This window comes from Bacillus sp. V5-8f, assembly GCF_002863565.1.
Lineage (GTDB): Bacteria > Bacillota > Bacilli > Bacillales > DSM-1321 > Peribacillus.
In genome coordinates this window covers 18,957-42,700 of record NZ_PGUW01000010.1, presented here as the reverse complement: position 1 = coordinate 42,700, position 23,744 = coordinate 18,957, and the positions used below count along the sequence as shown (strand labels likewise).

Annotated in this window: 21 protein-coding genes and 1 pseudogene; 2 read left to right on the top strand and 20 right to left on the bottom strand. The window is 40.9% G+C overall.

Annotated features, from left to right (window positions below; translation table 11 throughout):
• Nucleotides 1-202: 202 nt before the first annotated feature.
• From CUU64_RS13110 to CUU64_RS13050, 12 genes and pseudogenes are all read right to left on the bottom strand, one after another.
• A complete protein-coding gene (locus CUU64_RS13110; RefSeq protein ID WP_101634072.1) occupies nucleotides 203-1,288 on the bottom strand; it encodes a GGDEF domain-containing protein in 1,086 nt (361 codons plus the stop codon).
• Nucleotides 1,289-1,821: 533 nt separating this feature from the next.
• A complete protein-coding gene (locus tag CUU64_RS13105) occupies nucleotides 1,822-2,295 on the bottom strand; it encodes a (2Fe-2S)-binding protein (protein WP_374702717.1) in 474 nt (157 codons plus the stop codon).
• Complete coding sequence (locus CUU64_RS13100; RefSeq protein WP_101634071.1) at nucleotides 2,292-3,131, bottom strand: FAD binding domain-containing protein; 840 nt, start codon at nucleotides 3,129-3,131, stop codon at nucleotides 2,292-2,294. Before CUU64_RS13100 ends, CUU64_RS13105 begins: the two co-directional genes overlap by 4 nt.
• A complete protein-coding gene (locus CUU64_RS13095; protein WP_257985517.1) occupies nucleotides 3,128-5,449 on the bottom strand; it encodes a xanthine dehydrogenase family protein molybdopterin-binding subunit in 2,322 nt (773 codons plus the stop codon). Before CUU64_RS13095 ends, CUU64_RS13100 begins: the two co-directional genes overlap by 4 nt.
• A 478-nt stretch (nucleotides 5,450-5,927) precedes the next feature.
• On the bottom strand, nucleotides 5,928-6,425 hold the full coding sequence (locus CUU64_RS13085) for an FUSC family protein (RefSeq protein ID WP_257985516.1): 498 nt from the start codon (nucleotides 6,423-6,425) through the stop codon (nucleotides 5,928-5,930).
• A gap of 614 nt (nucleotides 6,426-7,039) precedes the next feature.
• Nucleotides 7,040-7,897: a DUF421 domain-containing protein gene (locus tag CUU64_RS13080; RefSeq protein WP_101634068.1), complete on the bottom strand. Its 858-nt coding sequence runs from the start codon at nucleotides 7,895-7,897 to the stop codon at nucleotides 7,040-7,042.
• Nucleotides 7,898-8,451: 554 nt separating this feature from the next.
• Nucleotides 8,452-8,664: pseudogene (locus CUU64_RS13075) on the bottom strand (maltose acetyltransferase domain-containing protein); the annotation flags it as partial.
• A gap of 35 nt (nucleotides 8,665-8,699) precedes the next feature.
• A complete protein-coding gene (gene dnaB / locus CUU64_RS13070; protein ID WP_101634067.1) occupies nucleotides 8,700-10,016 on the bottom strand; it encodes a replicative DNA helicase in 1,317 nt (438 codons plus the stop codon).
• 5 nt (nucleotides 10,017-10,021) lie between these two features.
• Nucleotides 10,022-10,357, bottom strand: coding sequence for a replicative helicase loader/inhibitor (locus tag CUU64_RS13065; RefSeq protein ID WP_101634066.1), 336 nt, complete (start codon nucleotides 10,355-10,357; stop codon nucleotides 10,022-10,024).
• Nucleotides 10,350-11,105 (bottom strand): conserved phage C-terminal domain-containing protein, encoded by a 756-nt coding sequence (locus tag CUU64_RS13060; protein ID WP_101634065.1) that lies wholly within the window; start codon nucleotides 11,103-11,105, stop codon nucleotides 10,350-10,352. Before CUU64_RS13060 ends, CUU64_RS13065 begins: the two co-directional genes overlap by 8 nt.
• Before the next feature lie 273 nt (nucleotides 11,106-11,378).
• Nucleotides 11,379-11,657, bottom strand: a complete 279-nt coding sequence (locus CUU64_RS13055; protein WP_101634064.1) for a hypothetical protein — start codon at nucleotides 11,655-11,657, stop codon at nucleotides 11,379-11,381.
• Nucleotides 11,658-11,864: 207 nt separating this feature from the next.
• Complete coding sequence (locus CUU64_RS13050; protein WP_101634063.1) at nucleotides 11,865-12,752, bottom strand: LysR family transcriptional regulator; 888 nt, start codon at nucleotides 12,750-12,752, stop codon at nucleotides 11,865-11,867.
• A 145-nt stretch (nucleotides 12,753-12,897) separates the two neighbouring features.
• On the opposite strand from CUU64_RS13050, the gene CUU64_RS13045 reads away from it, so the two are divergent.
• Nucleotides 12,898-13,674: a class I SAM-dependent methyltransferase gene (locus CUU64_RS13045; RefSeq protein WP_101634062.1), complete on the top strand. Its 777-nt coding sequence runs from the start codon at nucleotides 12,898-12,900 to the stop codon at nucleotides 13,672-13,674.
• A 274-nt stretch (nucleotides 13,675-13,948) separates the two neighbouring features.
• Here the strand turns inward: CUU64_RS13045 and CUU64_RS13040 are convergent, their stop codons facing one another.
• The gene (locus CUU64_RS13040) at nucleotides 13,949-15,034 is read right to left on the bottom strand and encodes a tartrate dehydrogenase (protein WP_101634061.1); all 1,086 of its coding nucleotides are present in this window, start codon (nucleotides 15,032-15,034) and stop codon (nucleotides 13,949-13,951) included.
• 464 nt (nucleotides 15,035-15,498) lie between these two features.
• Here CUU64_RS13040 and CUU64_RS13035 point away from each other — a divergent pair, with 464 nt between their 5' ends.
• Nucleotides 15,499-15,984: an STAS domain-containing protein gene (locus tag CUU64_RS13035; RefSeq protein WP_101634060.1), complete on the top strand. Its 486-nt coding sequence runs from the start codon at nucleotides 15,499-15,501 to the stop codon at nucleotides 15,982-15,984.
• Nucleotides 15,985-16,188: 204 nt separating this feature from the next.
• On the opposite strand, the gene CUU64_RS13030 is transcribed toward CUU64_RS13035, so the two are convergent.
• From CUU64_RS13030 to CUU64_RS13000, 7 genes are all read right to left on the bottom strand, one after another.
• Nucleotides 16,189-16,839 carry a hypothetical protein gene (locus tag CUU64_RS13030; RefSeq protein WP_101634059.1) on the bottom strand — a complete coding sequence of 217 codons (651 nt, stop codon included), beginning with the start codon at nucleotides 16,837-16,839 and terminating at the stop codon, nucleotides 16,189-16,191.
• 42 nt (nucleotides 16,840-16,881) lie between these two features.
• Nucleotides 16,882-17,511, bottom strand: coding sequence for a hypothetical protein (locus tag CUU64_RS13025; protein ID WP_101634058.1), 630 nt, complete (start codon nucleotides 17,509-17,511; stop codon nucleotides 16,882-16,884).
• Between the two features lie 496 nt (nucleotides 17,512-18,007).
• Nucleotides 18,008-19,945, bottom strand: a complete 1,938-nt coding sequence (locus CUU64_RS13020; RefSeq protein ID WP_101634057.1) for an AMP-binding protein — start codon at nucleotides 19,943-19,945, stop codon at nucleotides 18,008-18,010.
• Nucleotides 19,946-19,980: 35 nt separating this feature from the next.
• A complete protein-coding gene (locus tag CUU64_RS13015) occupies nucleotides 19,981-21,222 on the bottom strand; it encodes an ABC transporter substrate-binding protein (RefSeq protein ID WP_101634056.1) in 1,242 nt (413 codons plus the stop codon).
• A 92-nt stretch (nucleotides 21,223-21,314) separates the two neighbouring features.
• A complete protein-coding gene (locus tag CUU64_RS13010; RefSeq protein WP_101634055.1) occupies nucleotides 21,315-22,016 on the bottom strand; it encodes an ABC transporter ATP-binding protein in 702 nt (233 codons plus the stop codon).
• A complete protein-coding gene (locus CUU64_RS13005) occupies nucleotides 22,003-22,776 on the bottom strand; it encodes an ABC transporter ATP-binding protein (RefSeq protein ID WP_101634054.1) in 774 nt (257 codons plus the stop codon). Before CUU64_RS13005 ends, CUU64_RS13010 begins: the two co-directional genes overlap by 14 nt.
• Complete coding sequence (locus CUU64_RS13000; RefSeq protein WP_101634053.1) at nucleotides 22,763-23,743, bottom strand: branched-chain amino acid ABC transporter permease; 981 nt, start codon at nucleotides 23,741-23,743, stop codon at nucleotides 22,763-22,765. The genes CUU64_RS13005 and CUU64_RS13000 overlap by 14 nt, the downstream gene beginning before the upstream one ends.
• Nucleotide 23,744: the final 1 nt, after the last annotated feature.

Below are 23,744 nucleotides of genomic sequence, written 5' to 3'. Positions count from 1 at the left end.
TCGGAATTGCCGTAAGCCAAATTTATTTTTTCCAATCAAAATCAACCAACAAAGGAGCATTTATACTTTCTTATTCAGCTACCAAAAATCAATATGATTCCTGTCTTTTTAAAATCATTTATCCTATCAAATTTATAAGTTTATGTTTAGTTACATAGAAAAATCCACTCTTTTTCCTACCTGGTGAACGGCTACGCTACATTCATCCTGCCATGACCAGGTTCCTCCCTCCTAGCTTAGCCTTGTATAAACCTTGGTCCGCTTGTCCTATTAACTGTGAGACCGTTCCAATGTCTCCATCCTTCATGGTGGCATAGCCGACGGAAACCGTTACCCGTAATTCCACCTGTTCGCTTATCGCAAATATGCTTTTTTCCACCGCCAGCCGTACCCTTTCTGCCACAGCCTCGGCGGATTGAGAATTACATTCCGGCATCAATATGCTGAACTCTTCCCCGCCATTACGGGAAACGACATCGACCGGCCTTGATGAAAGCAGAAGGAGTTCCGAAACCCTAGCGATGACTTTGTCCCCTGCAGGATGGCCATAGGTATCATTGATTCCCTTAAAATGGTCAATATCTATCGCCAGTAAGGACAATTCCTTTCCCTGTTCCTTAGCGTTTAAAAATATGGCATTGATCTGCTGGTCAAAGGAACGGACATTATGTAACCCGGTAAGGTGGTCTTTCCTAGATGCTTCTTTGATCCTTTCATAACTTTCATCGTTACGGCATAGATAGGACTTTATCATATAGGTGCCTAAAGCACCGCAGCCGACACTAATGGCGTATTGCATGAAGATGATGATTTCCATTTTAACCTCGGGTACCACCAAATGAAACGTGGAACCAAGGATTACGATAAACGATGCAGGCATTAGGATCCACTTCTTTCCATCACTTAACCTGGACCTACAAATAAACGAAAACACGATGGCGGATAACCCCAAAACATATATGTTATTTAGGGATGCGAATGTGATGGGGTACATGGACAGTCTAAATACAATCAGGATTGCAGCCGCTATCCCAGCGGAAATCCCCCCGCCCACATACGCGGCCATCATGATTGGAATGCTTCGTAAATCGATCAATAGGCCGTCTTTTAGCTGGATGCCAAAGTGCATCAGGATTATCCCAAACAGCCCGTGCATAATGCCACGGCGAATAGGTCTTCGAATCGTGTTTTTAGAAGGTGCCAATTCACTCGTGAAATAATGATGGATCAGGAAAATGCCTGTGCAGAGAATACAAAAATTAATGAAAAAGCCTTCCAAAATCAACATGCTTAAAACACATATCCTTTCTCATTTTTCTCCTAATTTAATGTTTAGGACTTAAACTTATTTGAATATGTACATACCTAACTAAAATCTGATTGTACATGCTGCCGGTTCTCTATGAATTTAAAGGAAAAACATTTGCTGAACCTAGCCATTTCATATAAAAACAGAAGGATTGAAAGTTGCCCAACCGGTTTTAGGTATTTTTCCCTACTATTCAATCATATTTCTTGTCCATCTAACTTTTGTTTTTATTGACTCAGACAAAAGTAGTTATATAGTCTTTGTTGCTCAAAATTTTATAATCATATTCTAGTAAAATTACCTTATATTAAAAAAGCAGTCATGTCTAACTTATCTCAAACATGAATTTTATCCAATCAGTTAATTTGTTTACGCTTACTAGACCTGAATTCTTTCCTTTCAGACTATCTAACCAATAAATTATGTACAATTTGTGAATATTTAGAATAACCTTTCTTTCTAGATTCAAGTACATTAGAAGGCCTTATCGACGGGTGTATTGTTTAGCATCCTTAATCGTCATGGTACGGATTACTAACTAATAAGGACTTTACCGCTTGTTCGATTTCCTGGTAGCCAGTACACCTGCATATATTGGACTCCAGCCATTCTTTCAATGTTTGATCGTCAGCATCTGGATGGTGCAGAAGCAATGCCTCACAGTTCATGATGAAACCTGGGGTACAATAGCCGCATTGAAATGCAAAATTCTCTACGAATGCATTCTGGATGAGACTGTTTTTTACACCCTCGATTGTAGTTATTTTCTTGCCAATTCCTTCAACAGCCAGCATCAAACAAGACTTCATTGGGTTTGTATCTATCATCACCGTACATGCCCCGCAATCCCCATTCAAACAACCTGGCTTTGCCCCCGTCAATCCCAGCCCTTCTCTTAAAGCATAAAGCAGTGTATCTGCAGGACGGACAATCACTTCCGTATCTTCCTCGTTAATGCTTAGATTCACAGTTATTCTCTTTATCAAAACACTGCCTCCTCATATTCCGTGATGATATCCATCAATGTGTTCCTCAAGAGAAAGAGTCGGAAATCTGGAGAACCCTCCGTATCATTTAATAGTGGTTGAGGCAGTTTCTGCATAGCAATGTCTACTCTATCTTCCGGAGCTAGGTCGGTTCGATTAAGAGCAGACTCTACGGCAGGTGACCGAAATGGAAATGGGCAGAGACCGCTAATCGCGACCCTTATCTGTCCTTTTGCCCGTAACGAAGCCACTGTGATCAGGGGATAACCAGTCTCCCACTGCCTTCGTCTTTTTATGTGAGTATAAGGAGCCTGTATATATATCCTTTCCGTAATCACTTGTACTAGTAACTCCCCCTTCCCCAGTTGCAGTTGTTGCTGAAACACCTCATTTATCGGTTTTAACTTGTGGCCGGCTAATCCCGCTATTACCACCTGACTATCGGCTAATAAAAACGGCAGGACAGCTTCCCGGTAAAATATCCTTCCACAGATGTTCCCGCCCAATGTGATTTTATTTCTTGCCGTCCGGTCGGCCACTTCCTTTGCAGTTTGGGTCAATAAGGGGAAGGGATTGGCGTCGTCTATTCTCGATAAGCTTGTCGCTGCACCCAAAACCAATTGATCTCCAATTATCTCCAAAGTGTTACATTCCTTAATTGCCTTAATATCGATAACAGCTTCCGTATAATCGATATTAATTCTTCCGAGCGTAAGGATTTCCGTTCCACCGCTAAAATACATAGGCCTCTTCCTTTGCTCGTCCAATGAGTGATATAGGGTTACGGCCTCCTGCAACGTATTCGGCCTGTAATAATCAAAATCGAAAGGGATCATGTAATCTTTCCCTCCTTTGTCCTCCATATCAGCTCCGGGGTAAGGGGGAGATGGTGGAGAGAAACTCCAGCTGCAGCTGACAGACAATTTCCCAGTGCTGCTGGCATTCCGAGCAGCCCGTGCTCTCCCACCCCCCTTGCTCCATAAGGTGCCTCAAGATGGGGTGTTTCTACAAAGTCTACGATATAACCAGGATTTTCCCCATAATGGATGGGACGGTATGTACGTAGCTGAGAATTGAGGACCCTTCCCAGTTTGTCGAACACAAACGTTTCCCTTCCTCCGAATGCAAGTCCCATACTCATCGCTCCCATTACCTGTCCCCTTGCAGCTTTCTCGTTGAGGACTTTGCCTATATCCACTACTGTTACAGCTTTAAGCAGCTTATAGGTGTAATCACGTCTATCAAACTCTACTTCCACGGCATGTGCAGTTACAGACCATTCCGGTCCGGGCTTACCGGCACCTGTTTTGGGATCAAGATGCGACATGCCACGCAGTATATAATTACCTCGCCCAATGACCTGCCCACCAATAGAATTTCCATTCGGAAATTCATATCCATATCCAATCTTGGAGAAATGTAATCCAATTCCCGGATCATCTCTAAGGAAAACCCGGCTATCCGCTATTTCCAAGTCATCCTCGGATGCTCTGAGAACACACGCAGCAATTTCCTTCAACTGGCGAATCATGTCATCCGCCGCCTCAATCACTGCCCTTCCCGCCATGAATGTCCCGCGGCTCGCTACCGTTTTCCAGTGTTCCGGTGTGGTCTGTGTATCGACTTTCATTCGTACATAGATATTATTAACATCCATTTTTAGGTACTCAGCCAGCATCTGGGCAAGGACTGTCTTTGTTCCCGTTCCTATTTCCACTACTCCTGACATGAGATTGATTGTTCCATCCGGGTTCATCGTCAGAATAACACCAGAGCTTGCGTCGGTTTCGATAGTAGACGTTTTCCAGCTGCAGCTGACACCTTTAACCCGAAGAATTCGATCATTCACTACTGTGACTTGTCCTTCATCCCATTGTATCAACTTTCTCAGCCGCTCTATACATTCCGGTAAATTCCCAACATTACTGCGGTTTAAGAGGACTTGGGTTGGGGTTGTGTGTCCAGGCAGAATGGCGTTCTTATGACGTAGTTCCAGGGGATCCATTTGTAGTTTCCTAGCTAGTATATCTAAGGTCCTTTCAATGGCAAAGGAGAGTTCCGAATGGGAAAAACCCCTGAACGGAGCAGCATACGGGTGATTGGTGTACATACAAAGGGAATCACACCAGACGTTTTCGATATGATAAGGGCCTGTGCAATCCACAGCTGCTGCCCGGCTAAGATCAACAGCCTTATCCGAATAAGCACCCCCGTCAAACAAATATAGGATTTCAGCAGCTTTTAGCTTGCCTTCCTTCGTACATCCAAACTTTACTTTTGCAGTAAGACCGATATGGCAGGGGGATGTAACCATGTCATCTTCCCTTGTATTCATCAGTTTAACCGGCCTTCCTCCAACAGCTTTTGATGCTAAATACGCCCATATTTCCAATTGAATGGAGGCCTTCCCTCCGTAACCTCCGCCAACTAAAGGCGTATTGACCACGATTTTGCCGATTTCTTCACCAAAATAGTCACTGATCAGCCTCTTTATCATAAATGGCGCTTGGGATGAGGAGGAGATAATGAGTTTACCTCCAGGCTTTATTTCTGCTGTAGCACACCTCGTTTCCATTGCTGCATGATCCGACGGCTGGAAAGAAAATTCAGCTTCCACGACAATTTCACTAGCTTCCCAACCTTCATCCATATTTCCTTTACGTATTTTTGTCCGGTTGGCGACATTTGTTCCTGGTTCAGGAAAAATTCTTGGTTTAACTCTATAACGTCCTAGATGTTCATGAACCAGGGGAGCATCCTCTCGAAATGCTTCAGCTGCTGAATTTACAACCGGAAGGAGTTCGTAACGGACCTGCACAAGGGCGGCCGCCTTTTTCGCTGCATATAACGTATCGGCCACAACAAGAGCCACCGGCTCCCCATAATATCGGACCTTATCATAAGCAAGGGCTGGTCGGTCACTGATTTCCTCTCCAAGTAGCGGGAAAGGCTCACCTGTTATAATAGCCCTTACTCCTTGTACCTCCCTTGCTGTGGCTGTTTTCATACCCAGAATTTTTGCGTGTGCGTATGGACTCACTACTAGTGCTGCATGCAACAGATCCTGTGACTGATAATCACCTGTATACTTTGCGGTTCCAGTTACCTTTTCAAATGCCTCTTTCCGAATTACACTCTTTCCTATTGTTTTCAAAATCCAGCCTCCATGCATAAGAATGATTGCCGTTTCAAAGGATTTCCTGCATGAAACAGAATTATATCTTCAAGCATAAAAAACAAGCCTTTCTAACCGAATGCAGAACTGGCCTCCAAATCTCATTCTTTGATTTTGCAATTATACAAGGGTGCCTTGATATTCCACCGACGGGCATTAAGCATGCACTTTTTCCTGATAGTTTAGATATATATATTTTGCGTGGGTGATAATTAGTACAAGAAGCATATATAAAGATAAAGTAAAAGGGCAGCATGGGATTGGCTTCCAGTTCTTCTTCGTGATATTTGGTTCGAATGCCTCCAAAAAGGCCCGGGTTCCAACCCGGGCCTTTTTTTTCGAAGACTGCAGCAAGTTGTTTCTTGCGGACAATCATTATACGACTGATGCCATCAGATCTGTCATGTTAAATAGCACCGTTTCTTGCCATACGTTTACATAGGGTATTCGGGAATCATTAAAATATTTTAACGCTATCACTACTTTTAAATCTAGGAAACAACAAAAATTGAAGCAATATAGCAATGATAACTCCTATGGCGGTATCCCGAAGCCTGTCCAGGGGGTACTGTTTGGTTTGATGTTCAAATACAAAAACGAATAGGATCGTTAAAGCGACCTGATGCAATACAATTTTATCTACGGTTAACCATTTACCAATATAGGAACCGATTAAGATCATTAATCCCAGTGTCCACCCGTGTACACTCATATGACTTGCAATAATGACACTGACCGATACACCTATGACAGTTCCGATGATCCGACGGATAGCCAGTTTAATTGTTTTATTCACTGTGTTTTGTAGGCATAGGATAATCGAAAGTGGCGCCAGATAGGGATGTTTTGAACCAAACAGGCTAGCCAATTCCCAAGATAACGCACTTCCAATTGCCATTTTCCATATCAACAGAGTTAAATTCCGATCCGTTTGCATCTGTTTGTTTTTGTTCATATCAATTACCTCGCATATCTGTTAGCAATAAAAGCAATGTGCTTTCCATGTGTTAGAATACGGATGATACTATCGTAAACAGCAAGCTGGACCATATCAGCCCCCACCTTTGGGATGGTTATTATTTTGAACAGGTGGAATCGTACACATTACACATAGTTTTCATTTAGTTTTAGTCAATAGGAAACTCAATAATTTTTCTATTGTAACGAACTAGTTTCCTTGTATTGTCAATACCCGAGCATTGTTTCTTCTTAAGTAACTTCACTAGGAAGAATGGTTTAATCTCAGTTAATATCATGTCCCGGATGACATTATTAATGAGTCAACGGATCCAATTTTTTGTATTGAAATTGTTATAGGTGATACTAAGCTAAACTGTCCCGTTAGCTCTCTAAAAAAGCCGCTATGGTAGCCGTGATCTTGAAGTAACGAACCCTTTAGTTTAAGTACAACATTCACAAACTATAGTTGCAATGTATGAAGTAATTCTTCCGGATGTAAACATGGCAATCAACCGTACTGTGTGTATTTTTTCAAACGGGTTCTTTAACTAACGACTCGTTAGACAACAAGAAAAAGCCGCTCTATGGCAGCCTCAATTTGAATCATGTTTATTTACTAATGGATGCAATTTTATTAATCGCTTCTTGTAACTTTTTACTACTCTCCTCAAAAGAGTCCTTTGCGTCCTTATCCTTCGTTTTTAATGCAAATAACTCAAGGTCGGCCTGGCATTTTTTCATTGTCGCATAAAGTAACGATCTTTCATGAGAAGAGGAAACCTGAAGTTGATCATCAAAAAGGTCAACTGATAGTTCTCCAAACGAGTTTATTTGTCCCAGAAAGACATCTTCTAATGTGACCCCTTGTTTTTCCAGTTCATTGTATAACCACTCTGTACTTCGTCCTGTTGAAAACATAGGTTCTTCCAATAATTCCCCATCCATAATGACAGTCTGGGGTTCCTTCACTGGCGCAACAGTTAATTTCAAATCTTTTGCTGTTATCGGTTGATTTTCTTTTTTTAACAAAACATTCAAATCTCCCGTTGGTTCTAAAACCGCAAACTCTACATCGGAGACCTGAAAAACATTGCGTTTTCGGAGCAATTCCAGTAACTCGTCCGTTGTGTATCTTTCCTTTCTTAAATTATCCTCCATGATTTTGCCGTCTTTAATAAAAATAGAACCTTTCCCTTCCACAAAATTCCGGAATGGTCTGTTCTTTAAAGAAATAAAGCCAACGGCAAAGGGGACGGCCGCAAACGTTACAATGGCCAACACTCCAATAAGTATCCTGTGCTCTAGTCCGGTCACCATTTCTGCCCCAATACTCCCTATCGTAATTCCATTCACATATTCAAAAAAAGAAAGCTGGGATATTTGCTTTTTACCAAGCAACTTCGTGATTAAAAAAAGAACAATAAGGAAAAACACTGCGCGTAACACTACATTCACCCATTCTGGCATTGCTTGAACCTCCCTAAATATCTTTGCACTTTCGCTTCAATCTATCGCTGGTTCCGGACCAGCATTGTCGGTTCGTGTGAAATACGTTTCGATTCATCATTACTGTTGAGGGCCAAACTCGAAACGCTGCTTCCATACCTTTTATGGTTTGCGAGGGATGTTTCACTCCCAATCTTAAAGTCATTAGCCCTCTCCTTTTCCTCTTGGTATAAAGATCCAATAATCCTCGTTTAGCTTCTACAGCCGCTAGACGTATAGGTGTACGGCGGCGAGAGCGCACTTGATCACCATCTATGCCTGAAAACAATCGATACTTTCCACGCACGCCGTTCACGGCTATATACACTTAGAACCATTACACCGACTTTGAATTTCGCCCTAAGTTATTTTATCCACGTGAAGCTGAATATTATATTTTTATCCTGCCCAGTTTGTTGATTTCAAACATTTCTATCAGGTATGCAATGACTCCATATTTTCCACTTATGAAAATACCTTTTTGAATTTTTAGACGTTCCTTAGTTACTTTAGTACTTCTTTCATAATGGAACCTAGTAATCAAGCTTGTAATTGCTACTTCCAAGAATGTTTTCTCCAGTTGAACCGAGCAATTCCTTTAATAATCTAGCCCGTGTGTCTCCTTCGGTTTCTAAAGTTTGCTTATATAGTCTAACCTTTCCCCTTGCTTCCTCACGTTCTTTTACTAATACCGGATCAGCAGCATTGTACATCTCTCCGGCCAGCATCTTCTCTTTTTCTGTTTTCATGCATTGGACTTCCTTATTGGAATTGTGTGTTCTGATCATAATAGATTGAATGTTGAATTCGCCTCTTCAAACCTCCCATATTCCTTATGAAACGCAAGCTTCACCGTCCCGATCGGACCATTCCTCTGTTTTGCCAGGATCACCTCCACCAGATTATCTTTTTCACTATCCCTGTTGTAATAATCGTCGCGATAAAGAAAAGCGATCAGATCCGCATCCTGCTCAATTTGTCCACTCTCACGCAAATCTGATAGCATCGGCCTTTTGTCCTGCCGGCTTTCTACACCGCGGCTAAGCTGGGAAAGAGCAATCACCGTCACATTCAACTCTCTCGCCATATGCTTCAGGTCCCGGCTGATCCCGCTGATTTCTGCATGCCGATTTTGCTTGTGCTTGGGGTCCCCTACAATCAGCTGCAGATAGTCGATCACCACTAAGATCTTCTCCTCATCCCCATACGCCTTTCTCATCCTACGAACCTGGGACCAGATATACCCCATATCCATTCCCGCCCTGTCATAAATTTGGAGATTGGTTTGCGAGAGCCTCCCCATCGCCTCCGATAGATTCACCCAGTCCTCGTTTTGAAAAAATTTTCTCGGATTTCTCATTCGCTGCGTACTGATGTTTCCGAGGAAGCTCGCTGCCCGTTTTAGAAGCTGCTTTTTTGCCATTTCGAGTGAAAAAACAAGTGAAAGATGTTCTTTAGCTGCGTGGGCTGCGATATTTAAGGCAAATGCTGTCTTTCCGACGCTGGGACGGGCACCGATAACAATAAAATCTGACTCCTGAAACCCGCCTGTAAGCTGATCCAGCTTCTGGAAGCCGGAAGGGATTCCAGTTACATCCCCATGCTCCAGCTCACATTCATGGTAGATATCGGATAGAGATGCAAAAATGCTTCCGCTCTCTTCCCCCGTTTCCGCCTGACTAATCGCCATAAGCTCTTGAATCCCCTTTTGAATCGTACTGCCAATGTCTTCTGTTTTTGCTTCCTGGATCAATCTGTCTGCAATCTCGACTGCCTTTCTTTTTTGAAAATACTCCAGCACCGTGTTCTGGTAGAAGCTGAAATTCGCCGTGGAAGGGACACTCCCTGCCAAATCAGTAAGATAGCCTATGCCGCCGATCTTCTCAAGATTATGCGGGCCGATTTGCTCCACAACCGAGATGACATCAACCGGTTTTCCTTTTTCATCCAGTCGCTTCATCGCCCAGAGAATTCGTTTCAGCCTGGTGAAATAAAAATGGTCTGGCGTTAAAGCGCACTCCTTAATCAAATCCTCCTCCAAAAACAAAGCCCCAACCACTGCTTCTTCCGCTTCCTGATTGTATAACCCCCAAGCATCCATAATCGTCACCCCCTCCTGATGCCAAGGATCTGTCTCATTTTCGCCAACTCTTCCTGAATAACTTCCTCTGATGCCGGCTTTTCACGGGTGTAAAGAACGACAACGGTTTCCTTATCATCAGGGACATATCTAGAAGCAACCGGATTGCCTCCCACAAGATCCGATATTTTGGGTGGATAAGGAGAAGTAGTAACGAAAGCAAGGGTATTTTCCTTCACTTTTTCGAAGGAGTAAGCCCGCAACGCTTCATGCCAGGAATCCACCTTTTTTTGATCCACTTCAAATTGGTCGTAATACTCTGTAATTAAATCCAGTAAAGTAAACAGCTCTCTCTTAGTCATGTAAGTCCAAATCCTCCTCTCTCATCCTTTTCCTTTCTGGCTTTTGATTTAAATACGATTCAAATTTTGTGCCGAATAATGTTTCAGGCCTGAGATATTTGTTCCATTTGGGATCCTTTAACCATTCTGCCGTTTTCAGGTCAATCACTTTTTTAAAATCTTCCAAGGTAAAACCATCCCTAAATCTTGCGGTAATAAATTTTCTCGTTTTTCTGGAATTCGGTCTGTAAGCCGTATTGGCTTTTCTGTTTAGGTAGGCGATTATCTCGATAATCGGCAATATATCTTTTTTCTTTGAAGTATTCTCTGAAGTACTCTCTGGTATTGGGTTGGTCATTGTGCTCCCTTCAACGGATCTTTCCTGTTCAAACACGAATTCTTCCTGATCCTCTAAAGAGTCAACCTGGACCTCTCCTGTCTCTCTTGCCACATCAGCCAGCTTTTCATAGTCAATCGTGTACCACTTCGTCTGATCCATCCTTGAATGATTAAATCTCTCGGAAATTAAGTAACCCGATTTCTCTAGTACCTTCACTGTCCTCTTAATCGTACTAACAGACCAAAACGGCATCTGCTTATGCCAGTCTTCATAAGTGTTATAAACCCACTTTCTCCCTTCAATCCAATGTTGGCTTTTCGAAAGCCAGTAATGAACCTGCTGTAGCATGACTGCTTCGTTTAACCCAATTTTCACTGCCAAGGACGTAATGATTAGAAGCGTTTTGTCTTCAATAATTAAATGACTCATAGAAACGATTCCTCCTAAAATGTAAGTAGCTAGACACCCAAAACGAGTAACCAAAATATATTGTTCGATTGGTTCATCCTTTGCTTTTTATATACATCCGAATGGAGCAAAAGTAGCATGCTGAGTAAATAAAAATTCTAAAAACAAAAAAACCAACCGAAAAACTGGTAGTCAAGTTCCAGAATCGGTTGGTGTATTTACATTTTTCATTCTTATAGGTTCCGGTTTTACTATGTAACCTGATTTTTGTGTCTGTATAAATTGAGCTTCCATCTATAATGTGAAGAGGATCGCCGTAAGGATGTACTTCAGATACATCGTATCCTTCATATTTTTTGATTGTAAAAGCTCCAATTGCAGGATTAGTTCTTTTAGTTGATCCTTTGATAGCTGCTTCAGTAAAAGTTTAATGGATTTCGCCTTACTCAAGTTGAATTCTTGAGTCGGAGTCGTAATGACCATGTCTTTAAAGGGAGATATGTATGTGAATAATAAATCCTTCAATTCATTTATTGTAATATTCTGAAACGTTTCTGCGTTCTTGATGTTCATTGTTCTGGTCCTTTCGACATGGTCTTTTTTGCATTCCTAGAAGAATTATAAATGGCTGAAAGAATAATAGCAAAACAAAATAATTGCCATTGACACATAAATAAAAACCGTCATATACGTGCCTGTCTAGAGATTTTGAATACAAGAGCAATGCGAGTGGTACTACAGCTTTTTGACCATATTACATTTCGAAAAGTTGTGAAATTGTTATCGCTTTTTTATCTGATATGACAAAGCTTCTTTTAAAAACGTAGTAAAGATTGATACTTCATCCGTTTCTACTTTCGTTAATACATAGGTGGAGGATGTTGGTGGTTCAATTTTATCCGGTTGAATTTCAACCAGCTTTTTCGCACCTATTTCGTCTTTCACCATCGCATAGGGCAAATAGGAAACGCCAAGACCCACTTCAATAAAACGCTTTGTCACTTCCACTTGGTCAACCTTCATCGTTTTCACAGTCGGATAATGCCTCTTCACATCCTTTAAAAGTTTATCCCAATAATCTGGATGGTTATGGCTTATTAGCCGGTATTTATGCAGGACTGTTTGCTCATCAAAAGAAGAGTCCTCTTTACATTGAGGGGGTCCAACTAAAATCACAGACTCTTCGTGTACAATCTCGCTGTTTATATTAGCTTGTATCGGTAAAATTCTCGTGAGTCCTACGTCTGCTCTTCCTGCACTGATTGCCTCGCATATATCATAAGATTTGAGTACACTTATTAACACTTCTATCGTTGGATGTTCATCAATAAAATTTCGCAATAAATCAGGAAGAAATGAAGAAGCAATTTGTGGAGCAGCAGCAATTATCAGCTTTCGACTATAGCCTTCCTTCCACGAATCAAATTCTGTCACTCCCTGCTCATATTTTGAGATGAGATCTCTCGCAAAAGAAAGAAACTTATGGCCTGCCGGTGTCAGGGCAACTTTTTTACCTACCCTTTCAAACAACTGAACGTTAAGATGTTCTTCCAACCTTTGAATGTGTTTCGTTACAGCGGGTTGAGTTAAATAAAGTTGCTCAGATGTTTTCCTAAAATTTTCATTCTCAGCCGCAAAAATAAAAGTTTTTATCCACTTAATATCCATATAATCCTCATTAATAACAATTCGTTATTAATTTCCCCTTTTTTAGTTAATTAACATGAACAACCCTTTCCATTATAATCGAATTAACCAAAAATTACCTACACCTTTAAGAGAATACAATCTATTAATCAAGGGAGAGATTGATATGGAAAAAGTGAAAAGCACAAAGGATACGTGGAATCCAAATTTATATGATGTGAAGCATTCGTTTGTTTCCAAATACGGCAATGACCTAGTTGAATTATTAGCCCCAAAGGAGGGCGAGAAGATTCTTGATGTGGGGTGCGGAACAGGAGACCTGGCAAAGAAATTGTATGATAGCAGAGTGGATGTTGTGGGTGTCGATAAATCAAAAAATATGATTTTGCAAGCTACGAGTAAGTACCCAAATATTAGGTTTATGGTACGGGATGCAACAGACTTGGAATATGATAACGAATTCGATGCGGTATTCTCGAACGCCGCTCTACATTGGGTAAAACCAGCAAAGAAAGCACTAATTAGCATCTTCAACAGCTTGAAGCAAGGTGGAAGGTTTGTTGCAGAATTTGGCGGTAAGGGAAATGTCCAAATGATAACTGATGAAATAATTAAGCAAATGGAGGAATTAGGACTAGAGTTTAAAGCAGAACAGTTCCCTTGGTATTTCCCAAGTATCGGTGAATATTCTTCTTTAATGGAAGAAACAGGGTTTAGGGTCCTCTTTGTTCAACACTACGATAGACCAACTGTTTTAGACGGTAAGGATGGGTTAAAGAATTGGATTGAAATGTTCGGCAGTGGCTTTTTTGGAGATATGTCAGAAAGTAAAAAAGACTACATCATAAAAGAAGTAGAAAACAATCTAAAAGAAACATTATGTAAAGACGGTCATTGGATAGCTGATTATAAAAGAATTCGTGTTATCGGGGTTAAAGAATAAATCAGAAGGGACCAACACAGTTCCTTCCTGTCCAGTTCCCGATAGTTCCATAACACAATGGGCCGCCCAATGGCAGCCCTGTTCTTCACGGTACTTGAATATATACCTTTAGTTTCTTCCCCAATTTTTTTAACAATTGCATAAGCGGCAAAAAAACATGGTAAAGCACCGTTCTTTTAACATGTAACTCTCTGAAAATGTTCAACAGTTGTATATCCATTTAAGATTTTTAGGATTCCTGATATCTTTTTGCCGCTTCTCTCCGATGGGTTATTCAACTTTGACTGGTGACAGTAGATTTCTTTAATCGTTTAATAAACTCTTCCCCCACCATCTCCGTCGTAGCTGTGCCGCCCAGATCAGGGGTTAAAACCTTCTTATTAGCGAGAAGTTTCTGTATGGTTGTTAAAATCCTTTCACCCCACTCGACCTCTCCAAAAAAGTCCATCATCTGGCTTACGGACCAAATCGCTGCAAGCGGATTGGCCAGGCCCTTTCCTGCAATATCCGGAGCTGATCCATGGATAGGCTCAAACATGGACGGGTACTCACGCTCAGGATTGATGTTTGCCCCAGCAGCCAATCCCAAACCTCCCGTGATGGCTGCTCCAAGATCTGTTAAAATATCCCCAAATAAGTTAGAGGTTACAACAATTTCAAATCTTTCAGGCTGAAGGACGAAATAGAGGCTTGCCGCGTCCACCAAGTAAGAGTAAGTTTTAACATCAGGATACTCCTTGCTAATTTCCTCAAAGACCTCATCCCAAAAAACCATAGAATAATTTAATGCATTTGCTTTGCTTATGCTGGTTAACGTTTTTTGCTGCCTGCGAGCTTCTTCAAAAGCATAACGAATTATCCGCTCAGTCCCTTTTCGAGAAAAGACGCCTGTTTGCAGCACAACTTCTTCCGGTTTTCCTTTGAAGAGCCAGTCGCCGGCGCCCGCATATTCCCCTTCACTGTTTTCCCGGATGACTAAAAAATCAATATCTTTTTCACTTTTATTCTTTAACGGCGTTAAGGTGGAATCCAGTAGTTTAATAGGCCTTATATTAACATACTGATCAAAACCTTTACGGATTTTCAAAAGCAAATCCCATAAAGAAATATGGTCCGGAACACCCGGAAATCCTACCGCCCCTAAATAGATCGCATCAAATTCTTTTAATTGTGTAATGCCGTCTTCATCCATCATTTTGCCGTTTTCTACATAATACTCGCATCCCCAAGGGAATTCCGTAAAGGAGAAAGAAAGCTGGGAATCTATTTGTTCAATTGCTTTCAATACTCTTACTCCTTCTGAAATTACCTCTGGACCGATTCCGTCACCTGGAATCAAGGCAATCTTCCAATGCTTCATAGTTACCTCCTGGATTTTTTTAGATTCTCCGTTGAACTGGTTTAGCCTTGTTCATTTAATAATTCAAAAAGCGTAGGTAACAAATCCTTTAGCAAGATAAATCTATTGATACGAGGTAGACCACACAATTCCAAATAGTCTAAACATTTTTTATTTTACTATATTTTTCGTTGGTTTTACTATCTCTAAACTTCAAAAAACAGGAGTTATAGAAGAGTACGTTTTCCGCTGAGAACTTTAATTATTTTAAAGTATAGATAAACAGAAGGGTTTTCCACATAATGCGAGCTACCTTCCGAAGGCGTTTGTTTCACTATTCCGTTGTTTAAGCAGAACTTTCGTATGTTTTAGAAATTTTCCCCTGTAATAAATGTTTAATGAAAATTAATGTGTAATTAGTGTTAGTATGTTAAACTTTGGGTATATAAGGTACGTTATAAACTTTGATCAGATGGTGAGGATTTATGGAAAGAAATACAAGCAGACCAGAATTAATGCAGGATACAATTAACAGACTAACCATGAGAGTAAATGAATTGGAAGACCTAGTTGATCAATTGGCGGTCCCCATTATTCCTTCCATTTTGCCCAAAACTGTTTTAATTCCTGTTGCTGGGGAGTTGTCTCCTGAACGGTTTCAAATGATCATACCCAAAATATTAAATCACGTACATAATGAAGGTAATGAATCAGTCATCATTGATTTTACAGCATTAACAATAAAAGATGCTGAACTGGATGTTTTAGGAACGTATATTCAAAATTTAACTGCTTCTTTACACTTGATGGGTGCTGAAGTTCTTGTGGTAGGTTTTTCTCCTCAATTTTCTCAAGAACTGGTGAAGTCTGGTTTACCGTTCACTAATGACCTCAAGGCTTTCTCAACTTTTAAAACGGCTTTACAATTTCTTATGAAAAAGAAGGGACTGGCACTTATAAAGACAGATTAGGAATTCTAACTCCCAAAAAGGGAGTTATTTATTTATATAAAGCTCACCTGTTTTTTAAAAATAGAGCTTTATATAAAGCTAAAAGCAGTGCATTTCAACGAATACACTGCTTTTGATGGTTGTTTTTATATTCGTTTTTTACCTTTATATGTACCTTAAAAGAAAACGGGTGTTAAGTTTTCCTACTGTTTTTTACATCAAGTTTTATTGTAAATTAAAGAAAACTTGGCCATCCATCATCTCGTCGTAACGAAGTTGAGCTTTTTCACCTGTTTTGACTAGATGGGCGATATAACCCTCTTTCTCATTCCCTACGTACATTTCGAAGCTGAAATCAGGTTCTGTAGTTGCAGTTAGATCCCCGCTATAAATGTCTCCGCTCTCGCTTACCATTTCAAAATTCATTATTCCATCAATATGAAAAGCTAAATCTTGTGTATCTGATTCAAGGAATTTAACTTTCGCTTTCGCCAGGACCCATTCGTAGCCCTCTGGTGCTGGTTCATTAAATTCATTCATACCTTTTAACTTTTGGAAGGCAGCATCACCACGAACAACTTCATTTACCGTTAAATTAAATTTAATCGGGAAAGAGTCTCCATTATCGTTGAACAATTCGTCTTCAACTGTAGCAGTTGTTTGAAATGGTACTGGATTCGTTCGAGAGCCAAGTTTGGATTTCGTCTCTTCTTTTTTCTCTGTATCTTCCGATTTATTCGTAGCACTTGACTCTTCCTGTTTCTCATCAGATTCGATAGAGACATCTTTAGTGTCCTGGCCGCAAGCCGCAAGCACAGCAATGGAAAGTAAGCCAATTAGAGATAGATTAAGTATTTTTTTAAATTCAAACTGCATGTACAATCATCCTTTAACCTTGGATTTGATTAATTCAAGAAATTAATTAGTATCTGAGTCTTCTAAGTCATCCGGGTAAACCGTTTCATCGAATATTTTGTTAGTAGCTTCATCTTTAACGAAAATAGTTACTTTCGTGTTGTCTGAATCAGACCCGTTATACATTTGATACATCATTCCAGATATACCGAAACCAACAGCAGCAAAACCGTCCATACTGTTTTCATAAGCTGCTTTATCTACTGTAAGGGTAAACTCAGAAAATGAATCATTATGTGTTATGTCCTTTACAGAAACAAAATCTCCACTCGTCTTGGCTTCTTTGATTGAATCTTTAATGCCTGTTTCTAATTCCTGCATCATCTCTTTATGTTTCGACTTAGACATTTTATAAGTCAAAGATCCATCTTCATTTTTCGTTACTTCTTTTACTCCATCTTTTTTCGCATCTGCAATTACAGTATCTATATCCTCGCCTTCAAACATTGAAGCCGGCAATGTTATTTCTACATTTAATAGACCCTTATCCACTGATACTTCTTCATTGTCCTTTTCTTCCTTATTTTCTGTATCTGACTTTTTCTCTTCTGAGTTGGCAGCTTGTTCATTCGATGAGCAAGCAGTAATTAAAGTCAATGCTAATATCAAAAAGATATAGCCAAATTTACGCATAAAAAAGCCCCCTACAATTTTATATAGTTTTAAATAACATTCCTATCATACTATAACTTTAATTCTTTTATAAGCCCTTCCCCCTAGGTCAAAGGTACTTAAAACCGAAAGAGATGAACAGATGACCTAATCCCCTCCGGTCTTCCTTCATAATTATATTAGAATAATATTAGTAACTAACATAAATCCTATCATTTATTCATAATTGTTGTTTCCAGCAGACTAAGAGAACAATCCATTCAGGAAAAATCAATATTTGTTTTCATACAATGCCTCTAACGAAAACAAATTTTCTCTTGTATAACTAACCTACCAGTTCTATTGTTTCAGCTCTTGTTAGAACCTGAGAATATGTAAGGGAAATAACTAGCAAAAATAAAACCAACCGGTATCTGGATATTCGCTTTCCAAATAACGGTTGGTTTATAGATCATATTCCCTTTTTGTCTCTACCTTCCATGTACCTTTTTATATCAGCAAGTTGGCTTCTTAACGTTTACAGCATTAATTTTTTAAATTCCTCCATTGAAAGCGGGTTGTCGAGAGATGATAAATCCCCTGGATCCGTGCCTAGGTATAAGGCACGGATCACCCTCCTCATAACCTTTGCACTTCTAGTTTTGGGTAAGTCGGAAACGAAATGGATTTCTCTTGGTGCCAGTGATTTCCCCAATCGTTCCGAAACCAATTGATTAAGTTCAAGGGCCAGTGCTTCGGTTGAGTTAAACCCATCATTCAACACTGTAAAACAAATGGCGGCTTCCCCTTTTATATCATCTGGAACTCCGACTGCAGCCGACTCGCGCACGGCTGGATGAGATATTAAAATAGATTCAATTTCTGCAGGTCCGATGCGTTTGCCAGCAATGTTAAAAATGTCATCAGAACGGCCAACAATTGTCCAGAACCCATTTTCATCCCTTGTAACAGCATCTCCATGGACCCAAGTATTTTCCCAAACATGATAGTAGGTGTTCTCGTAGCGCTCAGAATCCTCCCAAAACCCGTTTGTCATTCCTACCCATGGCTGCCTTATGACAAGCTCACCCACAGCTTCTCTTACCGGGGACCCATTTTGATCAAATACCTCCGCGTCCATACCTGGAAGCGGGGTATTAAATCCTGTTGGTGTAATGGGACGCAGTATTGTATTTGTTAGAATACCGCCTCCTATCTCCGTTCCTCCTGAGACATTCAAGATCGGAAGCCTGCCTTTTCCTACTTTTTCATATAACCAATTCCACGGCGCCGGATTCCAAGGTTCCCCAGTTGAAGCTATACTCTTCAGACTTGATAGATCATGCTTCTTCACCGGGCCGTCTCCATGTGGCATAAGAGAGCGAATTAATGTAGGGGATATTCCCAACAAGGTTACTCTATTGTCCTCCACAAGCTTCCAAAGGCGATTGTTTGCCGGAAAATCCGGTGCACCTTCATATACAACCATGGTAGCGCCATTTAGCAGGGAACCAAAAACCAAGAATGGGCCCATGATCCACCCCATGTCTGTTACCCAAAAGTGAACATCACCTTTTCCAATGTTCATTCCATACCCGCTGTCAAAGCCACCTTTCACAGTAAATCCGGCATGTGTGTGCACTGTCCCCTTCGGTCGTCCCGTTGTCCCGGATGTATATAAAATCATAAATGGATCTGAGCTATCCATTGCTTCACACTCTGTCATGGAGTCTTCCAGTTCTAGCTGAGACCACTCTAAGTCGCGCGTTTCATTCCAAGGAATCTCTCTTCCTAACCTTCTAACTACGATGACTTTTTCCACACAATCAACTAAACCTAAAGCCTTGTCAGCTTCTTCTTTCATTTCTATAACTCTGCCTTTTCGTAAAAAACCATCTGCAGTTATCACAATCTTTGCCTTGGCGCCGTCTATGCGGGCAGCAACCGGATCAGCTCCAAAGCCTGAATATGAGGGGACAAATATGGCTCCGATTTTAGCTATGGCCAGAACAGCGCACACAGTCTCAGGAATCATAGGAAGATAGATAGCAATCCGATCTCCCTGTTGAACTCCTTGTTTTTTTAGACCATTCGCAACACGGTCAACCCATTTAGCCAATTCCCGGTACGTATACTTCTCAACCTTTCCATCTTCCCTCTCCCAAATAAGCGCTAAACGGTCTGCCGTCTCTTCATCGCCTAACCATTTATGAAGCGAATTGTGGGTGATATTAAGCTTTCCGCCAACATACCAATCGGGCCATTTTACTCCCTTTGATAGATTAAGAACTTGATGGTACGGCTCGGACCATTCGATGGCCATCGCTTTTTCTGCTTCTTTCCAAAACCATTGTATGTCCCTGATAGATGCCTGATAAAATGAATTATAATCTTCAAACCCTAAATCCTTCATTAATCGAAACAACCGCGACGACTGAATCATTTCCTCCGTCGGGAACCAGACTGGTTTTGTCATGTACCTATCCTCCAAATTGAACGATTCTCAATTTACTATTTAAATGTTTTACTAGCAGGATCGTATTTAATTGGTTCACCAATGGTTGCAAGCTTTCCATCTTTGGCTTGAGTTAAGTACATGGTTGTTTGTCCGTAACGAGTATCTGGGGTGTAATAAACATCGTAATATAATGAACCTTCCCAATCTTTGATTGTCTCCATTTGGGCAATGAAGTTATCCCAGGTCAAGTCATCTCCTGATCTTTTAATCCCTTCAACCAATATCTGTGCAGCGGCCCAGCCAGCCTGCGCACTTCCATTGGCTTTTGTTTTTGGAAAATCCTTATTAAACTGGTCTAAAAACTCTTTGATTTTTGGATTATCCGTTTCTTCTGTTGTTGGCAGTGCCAGGGTTGAATAAACTCCTTCCCAAGCCTTCCCGGCCAAGTCGTACATGACTTTTGGATCCTGGCCTATCGCGTAGGTAACCATAAGCGGTATGTCGGCAGCGCCTATTTTGCTCATTTGGGTTCTAAATGCAGCAGCGGGCTTTTGAACGCCTGTCATGATAATCACGTCTGGGTCAGCCTTTTTTAGCTGCTGCGCATGGGAGCTAAAATCAATATCTTGGACATTGTAAGGAACCTCCGCTACGACTTCTACCCCTCCGCCAATACTTTTAACTTGGCTCTTCGCTCCTTTTAACCCTTCCTTACCGTAATCATCATTTTCGTATATAATTCCAACCTTTTTTGCATGAAGCTTGTTTACCGCATAGTCAACAAAAAACCTGCCCTCAATTCCGTAATTGGTTTGTGCGCCAAACCAGTTTTTTCGGAGCGGTTCAGTGAAAGCACTAGTGGATGCAGGTGATGGGCCAATCATCGGAATTTCACTGAATAAAGACTCAGCCGCCTGATGGCATGGTGTACATGGAGTTCCTACGATTGCAAAAACCTTGTCTTCCTGTACCAGCTTCGTTGCTACTGGAACCGTCTTGCTGGGTTGATATTCATTATCGTAAGCAATCAATTTGATCTTTCGTCCATTTACACCGCCCTGTTCATTCACGAGATTAAAATAGGACTGTGCCCCTTGCCGAATCGCATCATAGTTAGCAGCAAATCCTGTTTGTGGACCAAAGTGGCCAATACGGATTTCTGTATCTGTCACACCCTGGGCAACATTTTTCCCTGAACCGCCTTCTGAGGTTGAGCTAGTCTGATTGCAAGCACTTAAAACAACAAGTAGGACCATGCTGAAAAACGCCATACCAACTAACCGTAAATGTTTCAAAAAAATCCCCCCATTATTAATAATCGAGCCGATTCCTTTCAGGATTGATTGGTTATATTCGCTCCAAAGATCCCCCCTTTCAGGATAAAAAATTACCCTCCCAAATAAAGCTTTTTCACTTCTTCATTATTTTTCAGCTGCTCAGAAGGTCCTTCCAATTCCACACGTCCGTTTTCCAACACATAAGCGTATCCTGAAATTTCTAATGCCATGTGTGCGTTCTGTTCAACAAGTAAGATAGATGTACCCTCATTGTTTATCTTTTTAATAATTGAAAAAATTTCCTTGACTAAGTTAGGCGCCAATCCAAGAGACGGTTCATCCAAAAGCAAAACCCGCGGATTTGCCATTAAAGATCGTCCAATCGCAAGCATTTGTTGTTCTCCCCCGCTCAATGTTCCTGCCATCTGTTTTAACCGCTCTTTTATTCGAGGGAAAAATTCAAATATCTTTTCCATATCTTGTTTAGTATTTTGATCCTTACGTGTATAGGCTCCTATTCGAAGATTTTCCTCGACCGTGAACTTTGGAAAAATACGGCGGTTTTCCGGGCAATGGATAATTCTCTTTTTGACGACTGCACTTGGGGAAGATTGTAATAATGACGCACCTTCAAACTCGAGTGAGCCTTCTTTTGGCGTAACCAATCTTGAAATCGTTTTTAGAGTCGTTGATTTCCCAGCCCCATTCGCACCTAATAACGCGACAATATGTCCCGGTTCCACCCGTAAAGAGATGTTATTTAAGGCCTGGACGTGTCCATAGAATACAGATACCTGTTTAAGTGACAGCAATGGATTCTCCCTCCCCTAAATAAGCCTCAATTACCTCTGGATTATTTTGTATTTCATGAGGCAATCCCTCCGCTATTTTTTTCCCGAAATTCATGACTGTAATATAGTCTGATACATTCATAACGAGGGACATATCATGTTCAATTAACAATACGGTGATGTTCATTTCCTCTTTTAACCGTACAATAAGCTTTCCGAGGTTTTCCGTTTCTGTAGGGTTCATGCCGGCCACTGGTTCATCCAATAAAAGAAGCTTTGGTTTGGCAATCAATGCTCTTCCGATATCGACCATTTTTTGATAGCCAAAAGGCAAATTAACAACCTCTTCTTTAGCTAAATCAGATAGACCAAGTATGTCCAGAATTTCCTCCGCCTTCTTTCTCGCCTCTCGCTCCGTTGCCCTTACGGAAGGAAGATTAAAGGCGATCGATAATAGATTCTTTTTTATATGTGGATGGAGACCGGTTAATAAATTATCCATTACACTCATTTTTGAAAATAGCTCAACATTTTGAAAGCTCCTTGCTATTCCCAAGTGAATGATTTGATGGGCCTTTGATTCCAACAGATTTTGGCCATTGAATGTAATCGATCCAGAAGATGGAGTATATAAGCGGTTTATACAATTGAAAACAGTAGTTTTACCGGCGCCATTTGGCCCGATTAAGGAGAAGATCTGGCCTTCCTGAACATGAAAGGAAAGATCATTTATAGCAGATAATCCGCCAAATTTTAATAAAACCTTGTCAAACGTTAGCATTCCGCTCACCACCCTTCATTGGATTTACGCTATGACTGGACGAGGTGGACGTTTTCTTTTTTCTTTGTAAGATAGAGATGAGACCGTTCGGCAAGAAAATAATGACAAGTCCCATTACTAATCCGATCACTGTATTTGTTACCCCAATCCACTTGTCGGTCATATATGGCAGCAATGTCATTAACGCAGCCCCAAGAATGGAACCTGGCAGTGAAGCAAGCCCTCCAACGATGATCATAGCTAAAATTAAAAAGGATGTGGTTACGGTAAAATCATTCGGGCTGATAAACCCTACCATAAAGACGTAGAGGCCTCCCGCTAGACCTGTTATAAAAGCGCTGACAGAAAACATAATAGCCTTATAAAACGGAACATTGATCCCCATAACGGTAGCGGCTATTTCACTTTCCCTGATCGCGATAAATGCCCTTCCCATGCTACTGTTGATAATGTTGTATATAATCCATACAAGGAAAACAGTTGCAAAAACAACAAGATAAAAGAAACTGAAGCTAGTTGAAAACAATGCAGGTTTCAAAACAGATATCCCGGCAAACCCCCCGGTCAGTTTATCCCATTTCATTGCGATAAGCGGTATGGAAACACCAAATCCAAGGGTTGCCACAGCCAAAAAATGCCCTTTTAAACGAACCGCCGGAATCCCGATAAGAAAGCCGATTATTCCCGTAACTACACCTGAAATAGGAAGTGCAATCCAAAAGGGCATTCCTAGTTTTGTAGAGAAAATGGCCGCCGTATAGGCTCCAATTGAAAGGAATCCCGCGTGTCCCACTGAAACCTGTCCTCCATATCCGGTTAACAGGTTTAATGCGAGGGAGGCGATGGCATAAATGGCGACCATGTTCACAATGATAATATAGTAATTCGACCCGCCCACTATCAATGGATAAAACAAAATGACGATGAATAGCAGTAGCGGCCATTTATACCGCAGTATTTTTGCCATA